Raw genomic sequence first — 22,566 nt, 5'->3', positions numbered from 1 at the left:
ATGTTTAGAAATGGGGGCAAATTGGTATTGCTGTTTGCTACTCTGTTATTCACAATAACGGCAGTAGCGCAGGATCGTGATACCAAACAAACAGAAAAAAGAGCACAAGAGCTGTTTGAAAAGGGGCAATACAGCGAAGCGAAAAAGCTCTACAGTAATTTGGTCTCGCTCTATCCAAAAGAACCAAATTACAACTTCAAATATGGAGCGTGTATCCTTTACACGAGTCCTGACAAAACAAAAGCACTCAAATACCTCGATTATGCTGTGAGTAGGCCTGATGTTGAGCCGCTGGGCTTTTACTACGCTGCTCAGGGTTATCACTACAATTACAGGTTTGAGAAAGCGATCAACTACTACGAACAATTTAGCGATAAAGGGAGTAACCGCACAGTTGAAGATCTCAACACATCCAGGAAAATTCAAATGTGCCAAAACGGGCAACAGCTATTTCAAAATGTTACTCAGCCCATTGTCAAAAATGTCAAATCGATCTCAAGTTCAGATTTCTACCTGAGCTACAAGTTTGAAAACGCTCCCTATAAATTTCTTAAAACTCTAAATTCTATTCTGACTGATGAGGACGAGGATCGCGAGTACAAGGGAATCATGTACAAACACAATGATCGCGATACGGTTTGGTACGCGTCTTACGGAGAAGATGGAGGGAGCGGACTGGACATCTACTTTGCCCGTGTCAATGAAAACGGAGAGTTGAAAGACCAAACAAAACTTCCGCGCTCGATCAACACACCTTACGATGAAGAATTTCCTTTTTTCAACTACAGTACAAACACGCTGTATTTCGCTTCAAAAGGTCACACCAGCATGGGTGGGTATGATATTTTCAGATCCGAATACGACCCGGCTACAAATTCATGGTCAGATCCGGAAAATATGGACTACGCCATCAACACGCCTGATGATGATTTCCTCTATGCAGTTTCTCCAGATGAGAAAGAAGCGATTTTCACCAGTTCGCGGAATAATGACTTTGGAAAAGTAAATGTTTACACGATCGATCCGGTAAAACGTCCATTACAGCAGGTTATAATCTCCGGTAAATTTGAAAGCGAAAAATACGATCTTGCCAATATCACTGTTCAACGAATGCCTTCAGAGGAAGAAGTGGGCACGTACAAATCAGACTTGAAAGAAGGCAGTTACGTATTTCAGTTGAAAGGCGGTGAAAAATACCGATTCCTCGTGAAACCGGATAACTCTGATGTCACTCATGCCGGAATGGTTGAGGTTCCTGAACTAACCGAGTTGAGACCACTCAAGCAAGAAATGAAAATCGTTGATGAAGATGGCTCTGACCGTTTAATCATCAAAAATCTCTTCGATGAAAAAGCGACTGAAGAAGACGAAGAACTAATCGCTAATTTCCTCAGCAACTCAGCTTCGTTGTCGCCAACAAAAGTTTCCAAAAACATCAACAAAACGAATGATGAAATCATTGCTGAGGTTGAAGAAGGTGCGAACAAACTCGAGAAACGCAAAAATAAATTTGCCGACTTGCGCGATAAGGCCTATCAACTGGCATCTGATAAGCTCGATGAAGCTAAACAACTCAAAAATGAAGGAGAACTATCAGGTGATAAAAAGGAACAGTACGAACAACTGATTTTCGAAGCTAATACTTCTACAGCTTTGGCTCAGCAACTTGAGCGAGAGCGCATAAAAACAGAAAAAGACGAAGAACGCTATCGCAATACATCTACTCAGTTAAAAGACTTCAAGAGCAACAATAATCGTGAAGAAATCATCAAAAACTACGAGGAGCTCAACTCTCAAAAACTGATTCCAAAGAAAGAACCTTTAGGTGTTGCAAAGAGAAATTTCAGAGATCAGTCAGAGCGCAATGAAACCAATGCTCGCGAGTTGAGAAACCGCTATGCCGATTTACAGGCTGCAGAGAAAGAAACTCAAAAAAACATTGACTTTTACGAAGGGCAGGCAGAAAGAGCTCGGAAAAAACGCGATCGCGAACAGTATGAATTGCAGGCACAAAACGCCAAAGCTGAACTCGAGGATGTAAGATCTGAACTTGAGAGAGTTGAACCAAAACTGAAAAAAGAAACTACTCAGGCTAATCAAAGTCAAAAACACCTGGCTTACATGGATGAAGTTTCTGAAAATTTAAAAGACGTTGAAGTTCACGATATTCCAGATCAACAGAAACGCGATCTCGAAAAACGAACTGATGAAGAATCTATCGCTTTACTAGAAACAAAAGAAGCGGTAGAAATCAAAGATGTTGAGCTGGAAGATGATTCATTGCAACTCGCACAACAGAGTCCTGGTGAAACTGAGCAGACTCAAGAAACAGAAGAGCCAGCGGAAAGTGAATCTGTTGAGCAAACTGAACAGGATGAAGTTCAGGAGTCTGCCCAGCAAGAGGAAACACAGGATTCGGCCGGATCTAAAAGTGAACAGACTAAACCAAAAAACCAGGTTCCAGAAAATTACGAACCATATTTTGCTGAGAAAGAGGAACAGGCTGCTTCTATTCCACAAAAAGATAAAAGTCTGTTAGCCAAAGCTCAGGTTCAGGAAGATAAGCTGAAAACGATTGAAAATGAAATTGACGAGCTTGAAAATCAGGAAAACCTTTCTGGCGATCAAGAGCGCAAACTTTCAAGATTGAAGAGTGAGCGAGCTGAGGTTAATAACCAATTGAAGCAAACCAAAGAGGAATTTGATCAGAACCGAAAGACACTTCAGGATTACCTTCCAGATAACGACATGATGGAATACACATCAGTCCAGGATCTCGAGGACAAGTATTTCTTTGATTACGGAAGTGTTTCTGATTCTACCGTAACGGGCAAACTCCGCGATCTCAACGATGTCAATGAGCGCTATGTTCAGGATGTTGTCAATTACAAAAAGGAGATTGAGCAGAGCATGAGCGAAGTAGACGAGGGTTCAGCAGAATACCAAAAACTACAAAACGAACTCGAAGCGCTCGAAAAAACCGAAAAAATCAAAAAGGAATTTTCAGATTACAATGAAGAATTGTTAGCCACAGCATCAGAGTTTGAATCTGAACAGCCATCTGGTGATGAAGGCGAACAAATAGCACAGACAGATCCAATTGAGCAGCAAACCTCACAATCTGAGCCGGAAGAGCAAGAAGAAACACCTGTTACCGAAGAACAGCCAGAAGAAGCAACAGCTCAGGAACAAACTCCAGATTCTGAGGAATTTGAGGAGCTTGAAGAAGAAACTGCTGTTGCAGCCGAGGAAGCAGAAGATCAACCTGCTGATGAAGAAACATTAGCTCAAGAAACTGAGCCGGCAGAAACTGAAGAACAAGCTCAGACAAATGAAGCTGTGGAGGATCCCGCTGAAGAAGAAACTCTAGCGGAAGAAACCCAACCAGAAAAAACTGAAGAACAAGCTCAAGTTGAGGAAAGCGGAGATTATGGAAACTACACAGAAGAAGAACTCCGCAACGAAAACTTTACGCTGGGCGAGTCAAAATACCGCAAACAATACAGCGATGAAATCAACAACATCGAGTACGATTCACAGTTGGAAAGAGCCCAAAAAGTAAAATCAATCAATGAAGAATGGCTCGCTGATATTGAAAAGGAAATAGCGGTAATCCAGTACAACATCGATCAATCAGGAAGTGATGAAACACGCGAAGCACTGAATGGTAAACTCGAAGAGCTTCAATCACAAAAACGCTCAAAGGAAAGACAAATCGATCTCAATGATCGAGTGATCGCTCAACTCGATGATTCTGAAGGAGGCGGTGAAATTGCCGATGCTGAATCTCCGGAAACTGATACTCAGGAAGAGCAAACTGATGTTGAAACTGAAAGCCAGCCAGAAACAGAAGAAGCTCCAATACAGGAAGAACAACAATCAGAACCGCAAGAACAACCAGAAGAGGACCTGGCGAGCGAAGAAACCTCGTTTGATGATGAGGACGAGCCAATGCAAACAGTTGTTTCTACTAATTACTCTCAGGGAGGTTCTTCATCAGGTGAAAAAGATCGATCAGATTTTGAAATTCAAAAGAACGCTGCTGTCGATAAGGCTCTGACCAATGAAGTGAACAAGTTTGAACGCGAGTACAAACAAGCTGAGGTTCGTTATGATTCATTGCTTTCGGCTCGTGATAGTTTAAGTGATGCTGCTCGTGACGCAAAGCGCAGAGAGCGTAAAGAGATTGAAGAAACGAGAGAAAATGTTCAGCAGCAAATCAACGATTACAGTGATGTAATTGAGCGCAAAAAGAACAAACTCGATCAGTCTAAGAAAGCGAAGAAACTGGCGATGAAGTATCCTGAAAGCGATTTGATGAGCGAAACCTATCAGGATAGTGCTCAAGCTCTCGACCGCGAAGCGCAACTCCTGGAACAAGAAGCCAATGACTTACGAGATCAGGCAGGAAATGCTAAAAGAAAAGATCGCGATCAACTAATTCGACAGGCTGAGGTGCTCGATGTAAGAGCTGATGACAAAAAAGAAGAAGCGCAAAAAATGCGTGACATGGCTGATGGGGTGAAGCCACTGGAAGAAAAAGTGCTCACACTTTCAAGCCCGATGTCTAAGAAGCTCGTTGTTGATATGTCGTCATCTGAAAAGGTTCTGACCGAAAACGAACAGCAGGAAATTCAACAGTCAGAGCCTTATCAGAATTACCAGCAGGCCAAAGAAGATTACGACACAAAAATTCAGGAAGCGACTGTCATCTACGAAAAAGCGCAACAAAAACAGTCTGAAGCTGAGCAAAAAGCAAAACGCGCTAACGAATTGGAAGCTCAAAACGGAGATGAACAAGAGATTGAACAACTGCGTGACCAGAGCGAAGATTTGATGCGTGAATCTGAAGAACTTTTTGTTGAAGGCCGCCAAAAAGAGGGAGAAGCTTATTACGATCTCAACATGGCGAGAAAAGAGCTCAACGAAATAGAAGATGAACGCATGCGCGAAAACACACTCGCTTATGTAGGTCAAAACTTCAAAACGCTGGGAACTCAGGCTGAAGAAACAGATGAACCACAGTCAGAACCGAGCGAAGAACAGGAACAACAAATCGCACAGGCTGAGGAAACAGAACTTCCAGAAACTGTTGAGGATACACCTCAGGAAACAGCAACTGAATCACAACCCGATAGAGTTGAGTTGAGCGGTTCGGCTAGCGGATTGACACAATTCCCGCGCAACCTCAATGGCTCTTTGTTCTCGAGTGAAGTTGACGGATCGGCATACAGCGAAAACAACCCAATTCCGATCAATGCCGAAATGCCGCAGGGAATTGCCTATCGAGTACAAATAGGTGCATTCAGAAACCCGATTCCACAAAACACCTTTGCAGGAATTCAACCTATCATGGGTGAAACGGCAGGAAATGGAATTACCCGCTACTTTGCAGGGCTTTTCTCTGATTATAACAGTGCTGATGAGGCAAAAGATGTCATCCGTTCATTTGGTTACAGTGACGCGTTTGTGGTAGCCTATAATAGCGGAGATCGTATTTCAGTAACTCAGGCAAGAAATGCTGAAGGAACTGATCAGGTTGCTCAGCAAGAAACTACTCAGCCTGCACAAATCACTGAAGAAGCTCGTGCAGCACAGCAACGTAACCTCGCCAAAGAGGTAATCCTGCCGGTTTCACCAATCGATTTCGCGATAGAAGAAAATCCTTCAAACATCGAAATCGCTTCGGTTGAAAATCGTGGAGAATTGTTCTTTACGATTCAAATTGGCGTCTTCCGCGACAATGTGGAGCCGCGAGATAATTTTAACTTCAATCCGCTCAATCGCGATAACATCGGTAATGGAACAGTACGTTACTCCACCGGAATTTACGCTGATCTGGAAAATGCCGTTGAAGCCAAAAATCAGGTTCGACAAACCATTCCTGATGCCTTCGTCACAGCTTACTACCAGGGCGAGCGGATTACGATCAAGCGTGCTCTCGAGCTGGGCTCTGACCGTGAAGAAACCACAACTGAGGAAACTCCTCAGGAAACAACTAATGATCAGAACCAAACGGAAGAGCAACCGACTACCGTAACCGAAGCGCCAGATGGAATTGAAGAAGGGCAGTTTACCGTGCAGGTTGGTCCGTATGTAGGCCAGGTACCGATTGAGCAGGCGAGAGAAATCCTAAATATGACATCTCGCGGAATCAATATTGAGAAAAATGGTAATGAAACTCGCTATCAAATCGGTAAATTTGACAGTGAAGCCGAAGCAGAAAATTTGGCCCGCGAATTGAGTGAAAAAGGAATGAAACAACCAAATGTGGTTAAATTTGTAGGAAGTGAATAAAATGGACAGAACTATGGAGTTACCCATTTTGAATGGAATACCGGGAGTAGAAGAACAAGAAGAAACGGATGTATTGGTTGAAGAGAATGATGAGAATAAAATAATTCTTTTCAACGATGAAGTAAATACCTTTGATTATGTGATTCAGTGCCTTATTGAAGTGTGTGAGCACGATATGAATCAGGCTGAGCAGTGTACTATGCTGGTTCACTACAAAGGAAAATGCGATGTAAAACGCGGCTCAATTGAAGACTTAAAGCCAAAATGTGAAGAGCTGTTGAGGAGAGGGCTTTCTGCTGAAATCCACTAATCGTTAGATTTTTTGATGAATGAATAAGTTATTATCGATATTCCTCACAGCAACGCTTCTCGTTTCGTGTGCGACTGTTCCAATTACTGGAAGAAGACAGGTGAACCTGCTCAATGAGCAAAACCTCATGAGCATGAGCCTGACACAGTACAACGGCTTTTTGGAGCAACATAACACCGTGCCCGACTACGATAAGAGAACGAAAATGGTGAAAAACGCAGGGGAAAAACTTAAAGTAGCCTGCGAACAATTTCTCAAGTCTCAGGGAAAAAGCAGTAGGGTAAAAGGCTTTGAGTGGGAGTTCAATCTCGTAGAAGACGAAACAGTAAATGCCTGGTGCATGCCTGGCGGTAAAGTCGTTTTTTACACCGGAATTATGCCCATCTGCCAGGATGAAACAGGTGTAGCTGTTGTGATGAGCCACGAGATAGCACATGCCGTTGCACGCCACGGCAATGAAAGGATGAGTCAGCAGTTGCTTGTTCAGCTAGGAGGAGCAACACTCTCAGTAGCCATGAACGAAAAACCCGGTTACACCAGAGACCTGTTCATGTTGAGTTACGGATTGGGTTCTCAACTTGGAACATTAGCTTACTCCAGAGCACACGAGAGCGAAGCCGATAAGATGGGACTGGTTTTTATGGAATATGCCGGATATAACAGCGAAGCAGCGGTCGACTTTTGGAAGCGCATGAGTGAGCAAGGCGGACAAAAGCCACCGGAATTACTATCAACGCATCCTAGCGATGAAAAACGGATCAATGATATTCGCGAATACATCCCGGTTGCAAAGAGTTACGCTAAAAAGAAATAAATGGATCTGACCACAGCATTAATAATAGTTGGAATTGGGCTTTTGCTCCTTCTCGTTGAGGTTTTCCTCATTCCGGGAGCAGGAATTCCAGGAATCATTGGATTAGTACTGATGGTAACCGGAATCGTTTTAGCCTATTACGAAAGTACAACTTATGGAACCATTACTCTGGTTTCAACCGGAGCTGTAACAGCGCTTTTGCTGTTCAAGTTCCTGCGAGCCGATACCTGGAAATCGATTACCATTTCTTCCAATATTACATCTAAGGCAAATAGCGATGAATACGATATTAAAGAAGGCGATACCGGAATTGCAATAACCAGAATCAATCCGTCAGGGAAAGCTCGAATAAACAATGTATATTTGGAAGTCATTGCCCGAAACAGCTTTATCGATGACCACGCTGAAATTCGAGTTGTTTCTGTTGAAGGCCGCAAAGTTTACGTAGAATCTCAAAATTCTAAATCATGAATATTTACTTATTACAAGTCTCCTGGGGAGTCACTATAGGAGTAGCAGTTGGAGCGCTCATACTCTTGTGGATCATCCTTTATTTTATCCCGATCGGATTGTGGTTCAGAGCCATTATCTCAGGAGTAAGAATCTCACTTCTTCAATTGATCGTGATGCGGTGGAGACGTGTACCGCCATCAGCAATTGTAGATGCATTGATCAACGCCACAAAGGCGGGTCTTATACTCAATAGCGATCAACTCGAAGCTCACTACTTAGCCGGTGGTAACGTGCGGAATGTCGTGATGGCTTTGATCTCTGCCGATAAAGCCAACATCGATCTCGACTTCAACTCTGCCACAGCAATCGATCTTGCGGGTAGAGATGTTTTTGAAGCCGTTCAAATGTCGGTTATTCCAAAAGTTATTGAAACGCCACCCGTAACTGCTGTAGCGAAAGACGGGATTCAGTTAATCGCAAAAGCGAGAGTAACGGTCAGAGCCAACATCCGCCAGCTTGTGGGTGGAGCAGGAGAAGAGACAGTCCTCGCGAGGGTTGGAGAAGGCGTTGTGTCTTCAATCGGTTCTGCTGATTCTCACAAAGCTGTTTTGGAAAACCCAGATATCATTTCAAAAACGGTTCTGAAAAAGGGACTCGATTCCGGTACAGCATTTGAAATACTTTCCATTGATATTGCCGATGTTGACATCGGGAAAAACATTGGAGCTGAGCTTCAAACTGATCAGGCCGAGGCAGATAAAAACATCGCTCAGGCGAAAGCTGAGGAACGAAGAGCGATGGCAATTGCCGAAGAGCAGGAGATGAAAGCAAAAGCACAGGAAGCTCGCGCCAAAGTAATCGAAGCCGAAGCTGAAGTGCCAATGGCTATATCTGAAGCCTTTAGAGCCGGAAACCTCGGATTAATGGATTACTACAGAATGAAAAACATCCAGGCTGATACTGATATGAGAGACAGCATCAGCGAGCCAAAAGAAGGCGGCAAGGATGATGACGACAAAAAGAAAAAGTAAATTGAGACTATTGTTTTTCGATATTGTTCTTATATTTGCAGCCCTGTTGGGAAAAACAACAGTTTAACTCAACAATAAAGGCCTCGTGGCTCAACTGAATAGAGCACCTGATTACGGCTCAGGAGGTTCCAGGTTTGAATCCTGGCGAGGTCACTAAGAAAGGAAAGCCTTTAAATCGAAAGATTTAAAGGCTTTTTTTATGAGTTAAAAAGTCATGCTCGCATGAGCTTTTTAGCTCATAAAAAAAGGTACTCATTCAACGAATGAGGCTTTCCTTTCGGAATTCGGAACTCCAGGGATCACGAAGTAATCCTGGTTTTAAAGTGCTCCGTGCCTACAGCACTCTTTACTAAGCAAGCAATTTTTATCAACTCTGGGCTAAACCCCAGAGTTAGTTGTGAGTCGTGCCTATCGGCACTTGAAAGGTTAGTGACATTTGGCACTTTACACTTCTATTATTATATACTATAACTTATTCTTCTATATTTTGATTAAATTGCGCTGTTTCAAACCTAAAATGTAACCCTATGGCTAATAAGAAATCGACAGTTAACTTTTTTCAAATTATACCCAAGTATGATAATATAACTTCTCCAAAAGAGATTAGAGAGTGTCTAAAAGAGTTTGGTAAGATTCAGAGTTTTGATTTAATGGATAGTTCTGCTTACGTACATTCCATTAACAAACCATTAGAACATAGAAGGAGTGGAAATTATATGAGAGGCGTAATTTTCAAGACTCAAATGAAAAATATCCCTCCTAGTATGGATATAGACAATCGTATTGTAAACAAACTTCAATTGTCTGACTCGGCCGGCTTACTAAAAGTTGCATGTTTTATAATAGAGCCTACAGCTAATATTTTAGCGATTGAAAGTGGTAATGGAGTCAGTCCACAGACACTGTTAAAGTATATAAGAGAGCATACTGGAATGGGAAGTGTAGAGGCTGGTATAATAATAGAGCCTGGTCAGATCAAAAAATTTTATGATATGGGGTCTGTTTATGAAGTTGAGGCTAATTTGGCTAGGGTTCAAAATGGGACTTTACTTTCTGAAGGTGGTGAAAAGTCAATTAGTCAAATAACAAAATCAGCTGATAATACTGATACCGATTTATTAACATACAGAATTAGTGTTTCACCAGAGACTAAGAGAAATAAAGGAACATTAAGGCTTGGGAAGGTTCGTGATATGGTGAGAGGTTTACTAAACTATAAAGATACTGATGAAGTTAAAAAGCTCAAAGTAACAGGGAAAGTTGACGGTGAAGATAAAGCTATTAGTCTAGAATTAGTTGAAGAAAGGCTTTATGAAGAGTTTTATTATCAGGTTGATGATAGGTTGATTGCTGATTATAATACTTCAGACAGGTTAGAACAAGTTGAAAGGTTGTATATTAAAAATAGAGACAGTATTCTAAAAACGTATTCAATTGATGATGAAGGCTAGTGCAGCATTTTACGTAGAGAAGTTTTGGCCTTTAGTATTAAGTGCAGCACTTTCATTTTTTTTCTTTTGGAATATTAAAGATGGGTTTTGCTATGATTCTCTCTTTGATAAATCAGTAGATAATGCATTGAGTATAAGTGGCACTTTAATTGGTTTTTTTTTAACAATATTTACTGTTCTATCATCAATTAATACAAGAAGAATGAAGTTTATTAGAGATCAAGATGCTTATAGCCGAGTTCAGAAATATCTGATAAACACTATAGTTTGGCATTTCGTTTCAATATTAGTTTTGTTCTTATACCCGATCATAGAATCACTACCAGCTTACGATTATATCCTACCATTTCATTTATCGATCACTTTATTTTCGGTTATCTACAGTTGGACTTTAAGTGTTAGGTTTTCAAGGATTTTCTTCATTATACTTAAAAGCTAAACTTACTCCCAAAACTTATTATGTTCTGCTATTTTTGTTTGTTCGTGATCTCAAGATAGAGGCGGAGTGTGTCATGTTTCTTGTGACCGGTTACGGCCATTCGCCCATACCTTTAGCTAATGAGAGAGTAACAAAAGTTTTTCTTCCCATGTGAGAATTCAATCAACTCTGGGCTAAACCCCAGATTAGAATATAGTCGTGCCTAGCGGCACTCATCTTTCGAGTGCCGCTAGGCACGTTTCACCTCTATCTGCGGGTGATAACCCGGAGCCGATCGTTCATAAAAAGCTCAGAGTGCCGTAGGTACGGATCACATTTCTTGCATTTGCATAAAAGAAAAAACCGAACCCAATGCCTAAACAGCACAAAGTTCGGTTCTGAATGTGAGTGTATTTTCTCAGTTAATTAATACCCGAATATTTCTTCGAGCTTCAGCTCTTTGACGGGGCCGTATTTTTCAAGTGCTTCAAAATCGATTTTGTCCTTGTCCCCAAGCACCATCAGCCTGAAGTTCTTGTCTTTCACATTATCCTTTTGGAAGTCGAGGACATCCTGTAAAGTGATGTCTGGAGCAGCTTCGTACACAGCTTTTCTAATGTCAGTGTCGTAGCCCATTCTGCGAGCTGTTTCGTAATTGAACAAAATACTCGTTTTGGTTACGCGCTCACTCTCGATCTGACTCATCAGTGCTTCTTTGGCATTTTCAAATGCTTTCTCTGAAGCGGGCGGATTGTTGAGTGTTTCAACCATTGCCGGGAGAGCATCAGGCAGTTTATCAGCTTGTGTACCGATGAACGCGCGAATTTTAAATGGTTCGTCAGGTAGGTAAGGAGTTGAATAACTCGCATAAGCAGAATAAGCAAGTGCTTTTCCTTCTCGCATTTCCTGGAACACGATAGACCCCATAGAGCCACTAAAGTATTCATTGTACATTTTTACGAGAGGAAGTAACTCTTCATCAAAGTCGCGGTTGATGTTGAGGAACATCAACTCAGTTTGAACCATGTCGTAATGTGTCCAGTAAACTTCATTTTCATCGTTTTTCCAAAACTCAAATTCTTTCTCTTTTTTAGGAGCTTTTAAGTTTTCAGCAATGTAATGACGAGGTTCGAGAGTCTTTTTGACTTTATTCAGATCCTGCGCACCGTAATACAGAACGCGGTGTTCGTAGTTGAGCAAGTCTTTGATGATTCCGGTTAGTTCATCTCCGCTCAATGCTTCTAACTCATCTTTACTCAAGTTGTATTTACCGGGCGACTCTTTCCCATAAGTTCCGTAATCGTTGAGTCCCATGTAGAGGATATAGAACTTACTTTTCTTGTTATCTTCACGCTCTTTGATGATGTCTGTGATCATGTTGTCCAAAGCCTCTTCATCAGGCTCAACATTACTCAATAAATGCTCGAAAAGCTCAGTGGCCTCAGCAAGGTTTTTCTCCAATCCGTTCAATGAAATATAGGCTGTGTGATTTCCCGGATATACGCGGAAACTACAGCCCAGTCGGTACATTTCACTTTTGATTTCCTCAGCAGAGAGGCTATCGGTACCCAGGTACTCGAGGTATTTTACTGCGGTATTGAGTTTTGGATCTGACAGGCGACCCATATCCAAAAGGTAGTACATTGTGAAAAGCGAATTATCCTTGTTTTTCGTGTAGTAAACAGGGATTTTATTTCCCAATTTTGTGTTTTGGATATCCTTTTCATAGTCCACATAAACCGGTTTCAATCTTTCAGGCTTTTCGCTTTTGAGCGTTTTGAAAAACACCGAGTTCGTATCGCGATTGATATCTATTTCTGTGATTTGAGGTTTCTCGATTTGTACTTTAGTCGTGTCTTCACCATTTCGTTTGTACACGATTACATAGTTATCATCACGGTAATTCTTTTGCGCAAAATCCATGATATCCTGTTTGGTGATGGTGCGCATAGAGTCAAATCGAGACACATGATTGATCCACGGTTCATTATCTCTAAAACTGCCCAGGTAAGTGCTGGCTCTGCTCCAGTTTCGCTCATTGCTGCGCATTTCAGATACTTCCAAATCTGTAATAATAGCTTCGAGCATTTCATCGCTAAACGCTCCTTTTCTCAAACTGTCAATCTGCGCCAGGAGTAAGTTTTTCACATCATCGAGCGACTGGCCTTCACGCGGGTTACCATACATGATATAGGCATCGTGATCTTTTTGATCTCTTACGAAACTTCCGGCTCTGAGCACCTTTTGGTTCTGAATGAGATTGAGATCAATCAAGCCAACTTCAGAGTTGTTCATTACCATATCGGCCAGCTCTGCTGTGAGTTTTGTCTTTTGGTCAGATCCCGGAATGCGGTATCCCATGTAGAGGAACTCGCTATCGGGACCGTAAACTTCTTCTTTTTTAACTTCCGTAACAGGTTCGGCTTGTGGATGATTTGGTAGTGATACACCATCAGATTCCCAATCGCCAAAATATTTATCGATGAGTTTTATGGTTTCATCGTAATCGATATCACCACTCATTGAGATGAGAGCGTTATCAGGAACATAGTATTTGTCAAAGTACTTTTTAATCTCTGTTATTGATGGATTTTTTAAGTGATCAATCGTCCCGATTACGGTTTGTGTTCCGTATGGGTGACCCGGATAGAGCATTTTGTTGAGAGCATCAAATGTCTTTGAGTAATCATTGTCAAGTGATTGATTCTTTTCTTCGTAAACTGTTTCGAGCTCTGTGTGGAATAATCTGGGAACCAATTCCTGAAAACGGTTTCTCTCAACCTGTAGCCAGCGTTCCAGCTCATTAGCTGGAATATCATTGATGTAAACCGTTTGGTCATTATTTGTGTAAGCATTTGTTCCCGTAGCCCCTACCATTGACATGAGTTTATCGTATTCATTAGGAACGGTGTATTGTGAGGCAACTTGAGAAACGCTGTCTATTTTACTATAATAAGCTTTGCGTTTTTCTTCATCGTCAAGTGTTCTATAATGCTCAAACATCACTTCGATTGAATCTAAAAGTGGCTTTTCACTTTCGTAGTCGATAGTTCCATACTCAGATGTTCCTTTGAAGAGCATGTGTTCCAAATAATGAGCAAGTCCTGTAGCATTTTCAGGATCGTTAGCTCCTCCGGTATTAAAACCAATTTGTGTTTGAATTCTGGGTTCGTCTTCGTAGTTCGTAAGGAAGACTTTTAAACCATTTTTTAGCGTGTAAATACGAGCATTGAGCGGATCATTGGTGACGTATTCATAGGTGAATCCATTTGAGTCCTTTTTCGTTTTAGTCTCGTGTTTTGGAGATTTTTGAGAACAGGACGCTAAAAAGATGAATAGCGCGAGATAGATTGAATTGCGTAACATAAAATAATTAGAGTTAGGTTAATAAAAAGGCTCTGTTTTCAAAGCCGTATGGTTTGATTATGCTACTAAAATATGAAAAATATTTTATTGGAATTCAGAGTGTTAAAAAAAACGAATAGCAACCTTTAAGTAGTATTCATTCAATTTTTAATAATCTTCCTGATTATAGTTTGGTTGCTGTTCGTGATTTTGAGAAGATATTGTCCGGAAGGCAATTCATTGAGATTGTTGATTTGTTTGTTTTCAATGACACCAGATTTCACGATTTTCCCTGTAACATCGAATAGAGTAAAGTTTGGCTCTGACCAATTGTGGGTTACTTTTATTCTATCATTAAAAGGGTTTGGGTAAACGGTTACCTTTTGGTTTTCAGTAGAAATACCAACTGAAGATGGAATTACAGGATCGCCATAGCTGCTTATGAACTCAACTCTACAATCGAAGTAGACTTTATATTTCCAGTAGTGCCTGTTTATGCAACCGGCAGGACAGTCGCCCCAGCCAATTGAGTAAATTAATTCAACGTGATCATTATTTATGGTTGATGTAATGTCGTTTCCATCACCTGCAAAATACATTTTCCTGAATTCTGCTTCTTGCGTTGTGTCAAGTAAGTTGATAAGGCCTGTAATGTTGTAATTACTATCAGAAGTGAAGGTTGCATCATCCAGGTACCAGGAACCTCCAAAATCATAATAACTGGTTAGCGTGAAATTGTATTTAGTCATTAAACTATCGAGTAGTGGATGAGCAGAAGGCGAGTTCCCACTTTGAAGCTGCTCCATCCATGCTAAACTTGAATCGGCAGAGATCAACAATTTATTGATATTTGGATTTGGAAACGTGTGTATTTCGTAGCGATCTATAACAGAGTCCCAGGCAGGTATTGATGTAGCATTATAAACAGCCAGGAGAGCATTTAAAATTGTATCGGAGAGTTGATTGGGGATTTCAACATTATCTATGTAGGAAAGACTATCCCTTTCTATTTTTCTAACTGCTAATCGATCAGCATCATCGTTGTATTTTTCAATAATACTGTCATGAGCAGTACACGATGATTGGACAATTTGACCAATCGAAAGCTGGGCAAAGATCAAAAGTGTTATGAGGGTAAGTACGTTCTTCATGGTTCCTGATATTTATCTTTTAAAGTTACAAAAAATCAGGAAGAGGGTGTTGCTTATTTTACAATGAGCTTTTTAAGGTTTGAATTACCTGATATATTGAGGAGGTATAAACCACAATCTAGCTCATGAATATCGGCTGATTTTTTGTTTTGTGTTGTGAGAACTTTCTCTCCTAGCATGTTGTAGATAATGATACTTACCTCATTCTCAAAGTAAATATTGCTACTTGCCGGATTGGGCCAAAATTTAAATTCATCATTCTGAAGTTCTATAAATCCGGTTTCCTGGTCAGATCCTGTCCAGCTATCGTTTGCTTTTCCGCCCCACAGGTAATCAGCTAACTCAGGGTGATCGATAAACGGATTTCTGTTTTGTTGAAATTGCTGAAAGATAACTTCATTTCTATTTCTCTCCCAGTCTGATACCGGATCTTCATCGTTCCATTGAAGCAATGTTTCCAGCTTACCGTGAAAGGGTTGTTTATCAGTTTGTCCCGGAATTGAGTTGTCTAATTCTAGATCTTCTTCGTTGTTGTCACCTTCATACCGAACTGCCATGTAAAAAAGCATGCGAGCTACATCGCCTTTTACTTCAGCGGGTGGTTGAAAAGTCCACTGGCTCTGATCGATAAAGGAACCGGTAGCAAAGTTGTTGTCGATGACTTCATCACAGTTGTTGCAGTTATCAAATGAGCGATTATTTCGAGATGAGTTAACTCCGGCATCGAGCGGACGCAAGTGATGCACATCAGTGCCCGGGCCGGGTGAAGTCCCAAAGTCACCGCGTGACTTGGCCCAAACGTGTTCGCGTGTCCAACCGCTACCGCTATTGTATTCCTGGGCAGCATCTACTGAACGACCAGAGTAGAGGAGAATAACATTGTTGGGATTGGAGGTGTCGCGATCTGTAATTTTGAGAATATCCCAAACATCTGTGCTGGATGAAGTGTAGGGAAACTCAACGTGATCATCAATAATATTGTGAAGTTCTGTTTTGAGTTGCTGTCCTGAAAGTCCAACGGCAGATTGATAATAACTTGAAACCTGTCCGTTTAGAGTAAACCCAAAGAGTAGCGAAGCAAAAAGGAGCAGTTTTGCACCTGCTGATTTGATGTGCGGCATCTTGTAAAGTGAAATAGTTTTGCCTCAAAACTAAACTCAGTTTATTACCCTATTATCGTAGTGAAAACCCCGGCACGAGTGAGATTTAACGTATTGTCATTTGATTCTTATAGCTTTTATTATGCTGATTTTATATTCTTTAAAATAACCTATAGACTCTGTTTATCTATGTAAAATGCTACTTTGTTAATAATAGTTTGATCTAATCTTAAAGAATCGCTAGAGCAACTCCAATAATCATGATCCTTCACCTAAGGTTTTGCTGTTAAGCTTTTGAAAAATGATAACAGGCGCTAAAATAATTGCACCTATTGTTAAAGCTATAAATTCACTTTTTCCTGGTGTTTCTGCTAGATCAAATCCATAAGCTATTTTGATTAAAAAGTAGCTTGGTGTTACTATAAGTCCAAGAATAGTAGCAAGGTATTTTGGATTTGAATATTTGACAACTAATGATTTAACTACTGGAGAAAAGAATGCTTCACTTATAGAAAGCATAGTGATGGCTAATAAAAATAACAGATACTGAGCTCCGTGAGGAGTACTTGGAGTAACTAGCATGATTCCACAGGAGAAAAGGAATAAAGAAACACCTGTAATCATTCTTTTTAATGAGCTATTTTTCTTTTTGGGTCAAATTATCGTCAAAATTAAAAGTGTAGCAAAAAGTATTGTAAAGCTAAAAGAATGTGTCGTTACTGAATGTATATCGATGCTTGCTAAATCAAGCCTTGATTGAATTACTTTTTCGAATTTATCAGCTACATCTCTAATTGAGAAGTTGATTATCTCATAAGTTAACCAGTATAACCCCAGTACACATGTAATAATAAAAATCAATACAAAGCGAAGATTAAAACTTACTTTATTGAATTCATTAGAATAGGAGGACAATTTCTTTTGTCTGTGAAAGTAAAATAATGTTAATGACAAAAGCATTATGATGGAACAAACTATAAAGCCTGATTTGAAACCATATATTTCACTTAGATATCCTATTAAAAAAGAACCAGTAAATGCTCCAATATTGATTGCTAAATACATTAGAGCAAAACCAGAATCCATAAGCTTTATCTTGTTGAGATAGGCTTTCCCAAAATATGCCGTAAAATTAGGAGCATGCAAACCGGCACCTATTACGAAGAGTATTAATCCAACATAAAATGACAACTCTGAACTAAATAGACAGACAGTTAAACTTCCTAAGATTTGCAAAATGCCTCCTGTGTAGACTGCTATTCTGTTATTGAGTATTAAGTCACCAATTATTCCTCCAGGAATTCTTGATAAGATCAAACCTAAAGCTAAAGACCCATATATACTTAAAGCAGCTTCATTGGTTAAGTCCAATTGGTCGCTGATCATGAACAACACTATAATTGACCGAAAACCATAAAAGCAAATTCTTTCTAGACTTTTTGAAAAGAATAGAAGAGTTGAATCTAAATGACTTTTGGGTTGTTCCATATGAAAGAAGGGTTATGAGTAATGAGTTTCTAAAGCGAATATAGTTTTATTTTAGAACCTCTTTCATTTTCATTCAAAGACAATGTATAAACCATTTTAATAGGGTATTATATTTACGGTTGAATTGATGTAGGTATTTGTATATGTTAAAAGTTAACATTACACTTGCTTTACATTTTAAAAACTTACACTATGAAAAAACAATATTTTATTATGGCTCTTGCGGGTTTGTTTTTGTTTTCCTGTAATAAAGACGAGGATGAACCAACGCCTGTACAAAACACCCCTACTAAACAAGAGGTCCCCGATACGGTAAAGGCTGTGGATGATTATTTTATGGGCATAAGAACTCAAACTAATTTTGCTGATGCTCATTTTCAAGCTGCTAGACAAACTGAAGATAATGGTTTAGAATCGTATTTTGTCAATGGTCGATTTTTTAACGGGCCGGGAGAAAATGATTACAGGTTGTACATAGGTGAGGACTTAACCATCAATGATCAATCTCTTAACTCTGATGACGGATATTATATTTTTGACACTCCTAATGGCCTAGAATCTCCTTCAAACGTTGATTTTTCTCAAGTTAAATGGGAATTCAGTAATAATACTGATGGATTCTCTCCATTTGTTTACACTTCTGCTCCTCCGGTTTATCCTTCTGCATCAACAGATACAGCATTATTTCTTTCTCAGGATTTTGAGCTCGCGCTAGATAATAGACCAGCCGAAGTAAATTATATTACTATCATTTTTGATGGCGGACCTTACTACGAGTTTTTCTCATACTATAAAGATGAGATAAAAGAAAACATGGTTTTTACTCCTGATCAACTGGCAGAATTAAAGAAAAGCATTCTAATGAAGTCAGTGAGGATTACTATTCGTTATTCTAAAACAGAAGAGAAAAAAGTCAATGGTAAAAGACTCTTTTTTGAAACGACAAGTGCTGATTTCATTACACTCCCTGTTTACGATTAATTTTCACTTTAATAAAAAAAGCCGTCAATTGACGGCTTTTTTTGTTGAAATAGTTAACGTTTTATTCTGTCAGGTAACTCATCCTTAAGCAATGGAGCGCCTTGCTTTTTGAGTTTTGACTCAATTGAAGTCAACTCACGTTTGAGACCTTCAAGTATTTTTTGGATACCCCAAAGTTCATTCTTCACTAATTCAATTGCTTTTTGCTGTGTTTCTGTAGGATTATTTTGAGTGTTGTATGTCTGGTAAACAGCAATGCCAATTCTGTTAGTCAGTGATGGCTCTGTTTCAAACTCTCTGCTGCTCAAAGATTTGTCACCAGTCAATATGATATCCAGCGAATCGAGCATTTTTTCCATTTCGCGAAGCTTAGTCAAGTCTTCAAGGTCAGAGCCGGGATAGTCGCGAACAATCGATTTCACCTCTTTTACACGTTTCTCAAAATCACCGTGAAAGCGGTTTACTTCGTAGAGTTTCTTGCGTGTTTGCTCAATATCAGTTAAAATATTGTTGCGTTCATCTTTATCTACTGGTAAAGTATTGAGGTTTAAAGCTTTCAACGAGAACTTGTGTCCGGTTAAAAGCTCGCTGACTTCTCCATTTTTACTTAAATGTGCGTCAACGGTATAGTCACCGGGTAAAGCGAAAAATGCTCCCGATGCTTCAGTGAGTGGAGCGCCTTTTGTATCAAATCCGGAAATTGAAGCGATTTGCCCATCCCAGTTGATTTTATTGATTCCTTTTTTGATCGGATTTGTCAACCTGCGGATTGGTTCACCGTCTTTGGATCTGATCGTGAGAATCAAGTAGGGCTTTTCTTCCTGATCTTCAGCTCTCAATTCGTCAAATGAAGGGTAGTAAACATCTTCTTTATCCTTGATTTTCTCTTTTTCAGATTCTCGCCTCTTTGCTTTTAAGGTTTTAACATCTTCTTTCAAATGAAGATAAAAATTCACACCTTGCTCAGGGTTTTTAGCTGTCCAAAAATCTTCACTCTGAAAGCTCACACCGCTGTATCCGTAACGGTTTTCTTCGGGGTAAATCAATCCGTTTGGAGTGGGGAGGAAAGTCGCTTCCTCATTGAGTTTTTCTTTGGAAATGGCTCTGAGTGGCGAGTAATCATCGAGCACATAGAAGCCGCGACCAAATGAGCCGAGGACGAGCGCCTCATTATCGCGCTGAATCGTTAAATCTCTAATCGCGATTGTGGGCAATCCGTTTTTGAGCTGAACCCAATTTTTACCATCGTTCAGCGTAACAAAAACACCAAATTCGGTTCCGGCAAAAAGGAGATCAGGGTTCTTGTGATCCTGGACAATGGAGTAAACTGATCCGCGTTCAGGTAGGTCGCCACTGATGCTTTTCCACGATTTCCCTTTGTTCTCACTCTTTAAAATGTAGGGCTTGAAATCACCTTCTTTGTGATTGTTGAAAACTGCAAAAACAGTATTTTCATCGTGAAGTGAAGCCTCAACATCGTAAACAAAAGTGCGTTCAGGGATATCGGGGAATTTACTCAGTTTTTTCCATTGGTCAGATCCGGGTTCTTTGACCTGAATGAGTCCATCATCAGTACCTGCGTAGAGTAGACCCTTCACTTTAGGACTTTCGGTCAGAGCCGTAATGTTCCCGTAAATTGTCGTGCTCTTGTTTTTCATGATGGCGTCAACACCCCAAACGCGGCCCATGACTTTGAGCTTGTTTCGATCTATTTGTTGAGTGAGGTCATCGCTGATGACTTCCCATGAGTTCCCTCTGTCTGTAGTTTTAAATACTTTGTTGGCCGCGAAGTAGAGAGTTTTGTTGTCGTGCGGACTTATAATCAATGGAGCATCCCAGTTCCAGCGGTAAGCTTCACCTTTTGGTGGTTGAGGCTGAATACCCACTTTTTGACCACTGTTCCTGTCAAACCGAACCAGCCACCCGTATTGCGCCTGAGCGTAAACGATATTTGGGTTTTCAGGATCGACCTGACTCTCAAATCCATCTCCATTATTTGTAACGAACCAGTCGTAATTATCAATTCCGCTGCTTTTGCGGGTCTGACTGGGGCCACCCAAAGAAAAGTTATCTTGTGTTCCTCCGTAGATGTTATAAAACGGCTCTGACCGATCAACTGAAACACGGTAAAATTGGGTGATTGGTAAGTTGGTGTAAAACTCCCAGTTTTTGCCGTTATCAAATGTTCCGTAGAGTCCGCCATCGCAGCCCATCAGGTAGTGATCAGTATTGTCTGGATTGATCCACATAGCGTGATTGTCGACATGCTTTTTGTCTTCAGGTAGCTTCTTCCATGTGTTTCCGCCATCCTCTGTAAAGTGGGCGTAAGTATCCATAGAGTAAACCTTGTCTACATCTTGAGGATCGCAAAAGAGTTCCTGGTAGTAATTTCCTGAGGTAACATAGTCGTCAACTTTATTCCAGCTGGCACCGCGATCAGTTGATTTGTAAACGCCCTCTTTGTCGTATTTTCCTTCGATGATTGCATATAGCACATCTGGGTTGACAGGAGAAATATCCATCCCGATTCTTCCCATGTTATCAACGGGTAAACCGCTTTTCAGCTCTTCAAAGCTTTCTCCTCCATCAGTCGATTTGAAAATTCCAGATCCGGGACCTCCAGAGATATAAGTGAAAACTTTACGCATTCTTTGATGTGCTGTTGCGTAGATAACATCAGGATTTCGTGGATCAAGGTGAACTTCATTTACGCCTGTATATTCATCAATATCAAGAATTTTAGTCCAGTTTTCGCCTCCGTCAGTTGTTTTGTAGAGTCCGCGATCTCCGCCTTTGCTCCACAACGGACCATAAGCTGCCACGTAAACGATGTCAGAGTTATTTGGGTGAACAGCTATCATCCCGATGTGCTCACTATTTTTAAGCCCCATGTTTTTCCAGGACTTACCGTCATCAGTACTTTTATAAATTCCATCTCCGTAAGCTACAGAACGCTGGTTATTGTTTTCTCCGGTTCCCACCCAAACTGTGTGTGGATTGTTGGGATCAATCGTTACACAGCCGATTGAATAAGATCCTTCGCTATCAAAAATGGGAGTGAAGTTGACTCCGTGGTTGGTTGTTTTCCAAACCCCACCCGATGCAGCAGCGATATACCAAAAATCTTTGTCTTGCGGATGAACGGCAATATCGCTAATTCTCCCCGAAGTCAAAGCTGGACCTATGGTTCTGAACGAAAAAGCATTTAAGTCTGAACTTTTTAAGAAGTAATCACTTTTCTGTGCTGTTAGAATTGAGCTTGAAAAGATTAGAGATAGTAATAAGAGTTTGATTTTCATTTTATTTCGATTCAAATTCGTTGTAAATGCGTTTTAAGAAAGAACTGTCTTTACCCAGGTAATGGATAGCTCCGTCATGAGTTGTGAAAACTTTCACACCCGGATTAAATTTGACTTTTTTCTCGAAAAGGATAGCAAAAGCTGTTGCCAAAGGCTTAGATGCGATGATGGCTAGTTTTCCCGATACCCGTTTTTGGCTTTCCTCAATGGCCTTGATAAATTGATTCATTTCATCGCGCGATAACTTCACATCGGCTTTTGAGAGATCTGAGATGCCGTCAAATTCAGCATCATAATCAGGGTGAGACCAAATTTTTTGAGTTACTTCGATAATGTCATTAAAAAATACTTTTCCATCAAAAACTTCCAGTATGAATTCGTCTTTTGGGAAAATTTCAAATTTTGCCGGCATATTAATCGATTTGGGA

General features: G+C 40.4%; 14 protein-coding genes and 1 tRNA gene. 8 read left to right on the top strand and 7 right to left on the bottom strand.

The genetic code is table 11. The features are described 5' to 3' along the window. The 7 genes from F3059_RS07040 (at window position 1) to F3059_RS07010 (ending at window position 10,356) form a co-directional block, all read left to right on the top strand. Window positions 1-6,297, top strand: a complete 6,297-nt coding sequence (locus F3059_RS07040; RefSeq protein ID WP_151167623.1) for an SPOR domain-containing protein — start codon at window positions 1-3, stop codon at window positions 6,295-6,297. 13 nt (window positions 6,298-6,310) lie between these two features. Beyond that, the gene (locus tag F3059_RS07035) at window positions 6,311-6,607 is read left to right on the top strand and encodes an ATP-dependent Clp protease adaptor ClpS (protein WP_151167847.1); all 297 of its coding nucleotides are present in this window, start codon (window positions 6,311-6,313) and stop codon (window positions 6,605-6,607) included. 19 nt (window positions 6,608-6,626) lie between these two features. Beyond that, the gene (locus tag F3059_RS07030) at window positions 6,627-7,421 is read left to right on the top strand and encodes a M48 family metallopeptidase (RefSeq protein WP_151167621.1); all 795 of its coding nucleotides are present in this window, start codon (window positions 6,627-6,629) and stop codon (window positions 7,419-7,421) included. Continuing rightward, on the top strand, window positions 7,422-7,892 hold the full coding sequence (locus F3059_RS07025) for an NfeD family protein (RefSeq protein WP_151167619.1): 471 nt from the start codon (window positions 7,422-7,424) through the stop codon (window positions 7,890-7,892). It begins immediately after the preceding gene. After that, complete coding sequence (floA, locus tag F3059_RS07020; RefSeq protein ID WP_151167617.1) at window positions 7,889-8,905, top strand: flotillin-like protein FloA; 1,017 nt, start codon at window positions 7,889-7,891, stop codon at window positions 8,903-8,905. Before F3059_RS07025 ends, floA begins: the two co-directional genes overlap by 4 nt. A gap of 79 nt (window positions 8,906-8,984) precedes the next feature. Next, window positions 8,985-9,058, top strand: a tRNA-Arg gene (locus F3059_RS07015). Window positions 9,059-9,432: 374 nt separating this feature from the next. Further along, window positions 9,433-10,356, top strand: coding sequence for a hypothetical protein (locus F3059_RS07010; protein WP_151167615.1), 924 nt, complete (start codon window positions 9,433-9,435; stop codon window positions 10,354-10,356). Window positions 10,357-11,200: 844 nt separating this feature from the next. On the opposite strand, the gene F3059_RS07005 is transcribed toward F3059_RS07010, so the two are convergent. The 5 genes from F3059_RS07005 to F3059_RS06985 form a co-directional block, all read right to left on the bottom strand. Then, a complete protein-coding gene (locus F3059_RS07005; protein ID WP_151167613.1) occupies window positions 11,201-14,140 on the bottom strand; it encodes a M16 family metallopeptidase in 2,940 nt (979 codons plus the stop codon). Window positions 14,141-14,280: 140 nt separating this feature from the next. Next, on the bottom strand, window positions 14,281-15,270 hold the full coding sequence (locus tag F3059_RS07000) for a T9SS type A sorting domain-containing protein (RefSeq protein WP_151167611.1): 990 nt from the start codon (window positions 15,268-15,270) through the stop codon (window positions 14,281-14,283). A 53-nt stretch (window positions 15,271-15,323) separates the two neighbouring features. Then, the gene (locus F3059_RS06995; RefSeq protein ID WP_170265107.1) at window positions 15,324-16,391 is read right to left on the bottom strand and encodes an endonuclease; all 1,068 of its coding nucleotides are present in this window, start codon (window positions 16,389-16,391) and stop codon (window positions 15,324-15,326) included. 237 nt (window positions 16,392-16,628) lie between these two features. Further along, complete coding sequence (locus tag F3059_RS06990) at window positions 16,629-16,994, bottom strand: hypothetical protein (protein WP_151167609.1); 366 nt, start codon at window positions 16,992-16,994, stop codon at window positions 16,629-16,631. A 30-nt stretch (window positions 16,995-17,024) separates the two neighbouring features. Then, on the bottom strand, window positions 17,025-17,858 hold the full coding sequence (locus tag F3059_RS06985; RefSeq protein ID WP_151167607.1) for an MFS transporter: 834 nt from the start codon (window positions 17,856-17,858) through the stop codon (window positions 17,025-17,027). A 192-nt stretch (window positions 17,859-18,050) separates the two neighbouring features. Between F3059_RS06985 and F3059_RS06980 the strand changes: the two genes are divergently transcribed. Beyond that, entirely contained in the window at window positions 18,051-18,839 is a 789-nt protein-coding gene (locus tag F3059_RS06980; RefSeq protein WP_151167605.1) for a hypothetical protein, read from the top strand. 53 nt (window positions 18,840-18,892) lie between these two features. On the opposite strand, the gene F3059_RS06975 is transcribed toward F3059_RS06980, so the two are convergent. Both F3059_RS06975 and F3059_RS06970 read right to left on the bottom strand, forming a co-directional pair. After that, window positions 18,893-22,138: a WD40/YVTN/BNR-like repeat-containing protein gene (locus F3059_RS06975; protein ID WP_151167603.1), complete on the bottom strand. Its 3,246-nt coding sequence runs from the start codon at window positions 22,136-22,138 to the stop codon at window positions 18,893-18,895. Window position 22,139: 1 nt separating this feature from the next. Further along, complete coding sequence (locus F3059_RS06970; protein WP_151167601.1) at window positions 22,140-22,550, bottom strand: hypothetical protein; 411 nt, start codon at window positions 22,548-22,550, stop codon at window positions 22,140-22,142. Window positions 22,551-22,566 lie beyond the last annotated feature (16 nt).

It is taken from the genome of Salibacter halophilus, from assembly GCF_008806325.1.
GTDB classification, from domain to species: domain Bacteria; phylum Bacteroidota; class Bacteroidia; order Flavobacteriales_G; family Salibacteraceae; genus Salibacter; species Salibacter halophilus.
Note: the sequence above shows the minus strand (reverse complement) of the source record. Positions and strands in the feature narration are given on the sequence as shown.

What these genes read in the sequence shown, in the direction of transcription:
- F3059_RS07040 (WP_151167623.1), top strand. Translation starts at nt 1, where the DNA reads ATGTTTAGAAATGGGGGCAAATTGGTATTGCTGTTTGCTACTCTGTTA.
- F3059_RS07035 (WP_151167847.1), top strand. Translation starts at nt 6,311, where the DNA reads ATGGAGTTACCCATTTTGAATGGAATACCGGGAGTAGAAGAACAAGAA.
- F3059_RS07030 (WP_151167621.1), top strand. Translation starts at nt 6,627, where the DNA reads ATGAATAAGTTATTATCGATATTCCTCACAGCAACGCTTCTCGTTTCG.
- F3059_RS07025 (WP_151167619.1), top strand. Translation starts at nt 7,422, where the DNA reads ATGGATCTGACCACAGCATTAATAATAGTTGGAATTGGGCTTTTGCTC.
- floA (WP_151167617.1), top strand. Translation starts at nt 7,889, where the DNA reads ATGAATATTTACTTATTACAAGTCTCCTGGGGAGTCACTATAGGAGTA.
- F3059_RS07010 (WP_151167615.1), top strand. Translation starts at nt 9,433, where the DNA reads ATGGCTAATAAGAAATCGACAGTTAACTTTTTTCAAATTATACCCAAG.
- F3059_RS07005 (WP_151167613.1), bottom strand. Translation starts at nt 14,140, where the DNA reads ATGTTACGCAATTCAATCTATCTCGCGCTATTCATCTTTTTAGCGTCC.
- F3059_RS07000 (WP_151167611.1), bottom strand. Translation starts at nt 15,270, where the DNA reads ATGAAGAACGTACTTACCCTCATAACACTTTTGATCTTTGCCCAGCTT.
- F3059_RS06995 (WP_170265107.1), bottom strand. Translation starts at nt 16,391, where the DNA reads ATGCCGCACATCAAATCAGCAGGTGCAAAACTGCTCCTTTTTGCTTCG.
- F3059_RS06990 (WP_151167609.1), bottom strand. Translation starts at nt 16,994, where the DNA reads ATGATTACAGGTGTTTCTTTATTCCTTTTCTCCTGTGGAATCATGCTA.
- F3059_RS06985 (WP_151167607.1), bottom strand. Translation starts at nt 17,858, where the DNA reads ATGGAACAACCCAAAAGTCATTTAGATTCAACTCTTCTATTCTTTTCA.
- F3059_RS06980 (WP_151167605.1), top strand. Translation starts at nt 18,051, where the DNA reads ATGAAAAAACAATATTTTATTATGGCTCTTGCGGGTTTGTTTTTGTTT.
- F3059_RS06975 (WP_151167603.1), bottom strand. Translation starts at nt 22,138, where the DNA reads ATGAAAATCAAACTCTTATTACTATCTCTAATCTTTTCAAGCTCAATT.
- F3059_RS06970 (WP_151167601.1), bottom strand. Translation starts at nt 22,550, where the DNA reads ATGCCGGCAAAATTTGAAATTTTCCCAAAAGACGAATTCATACTGGAA.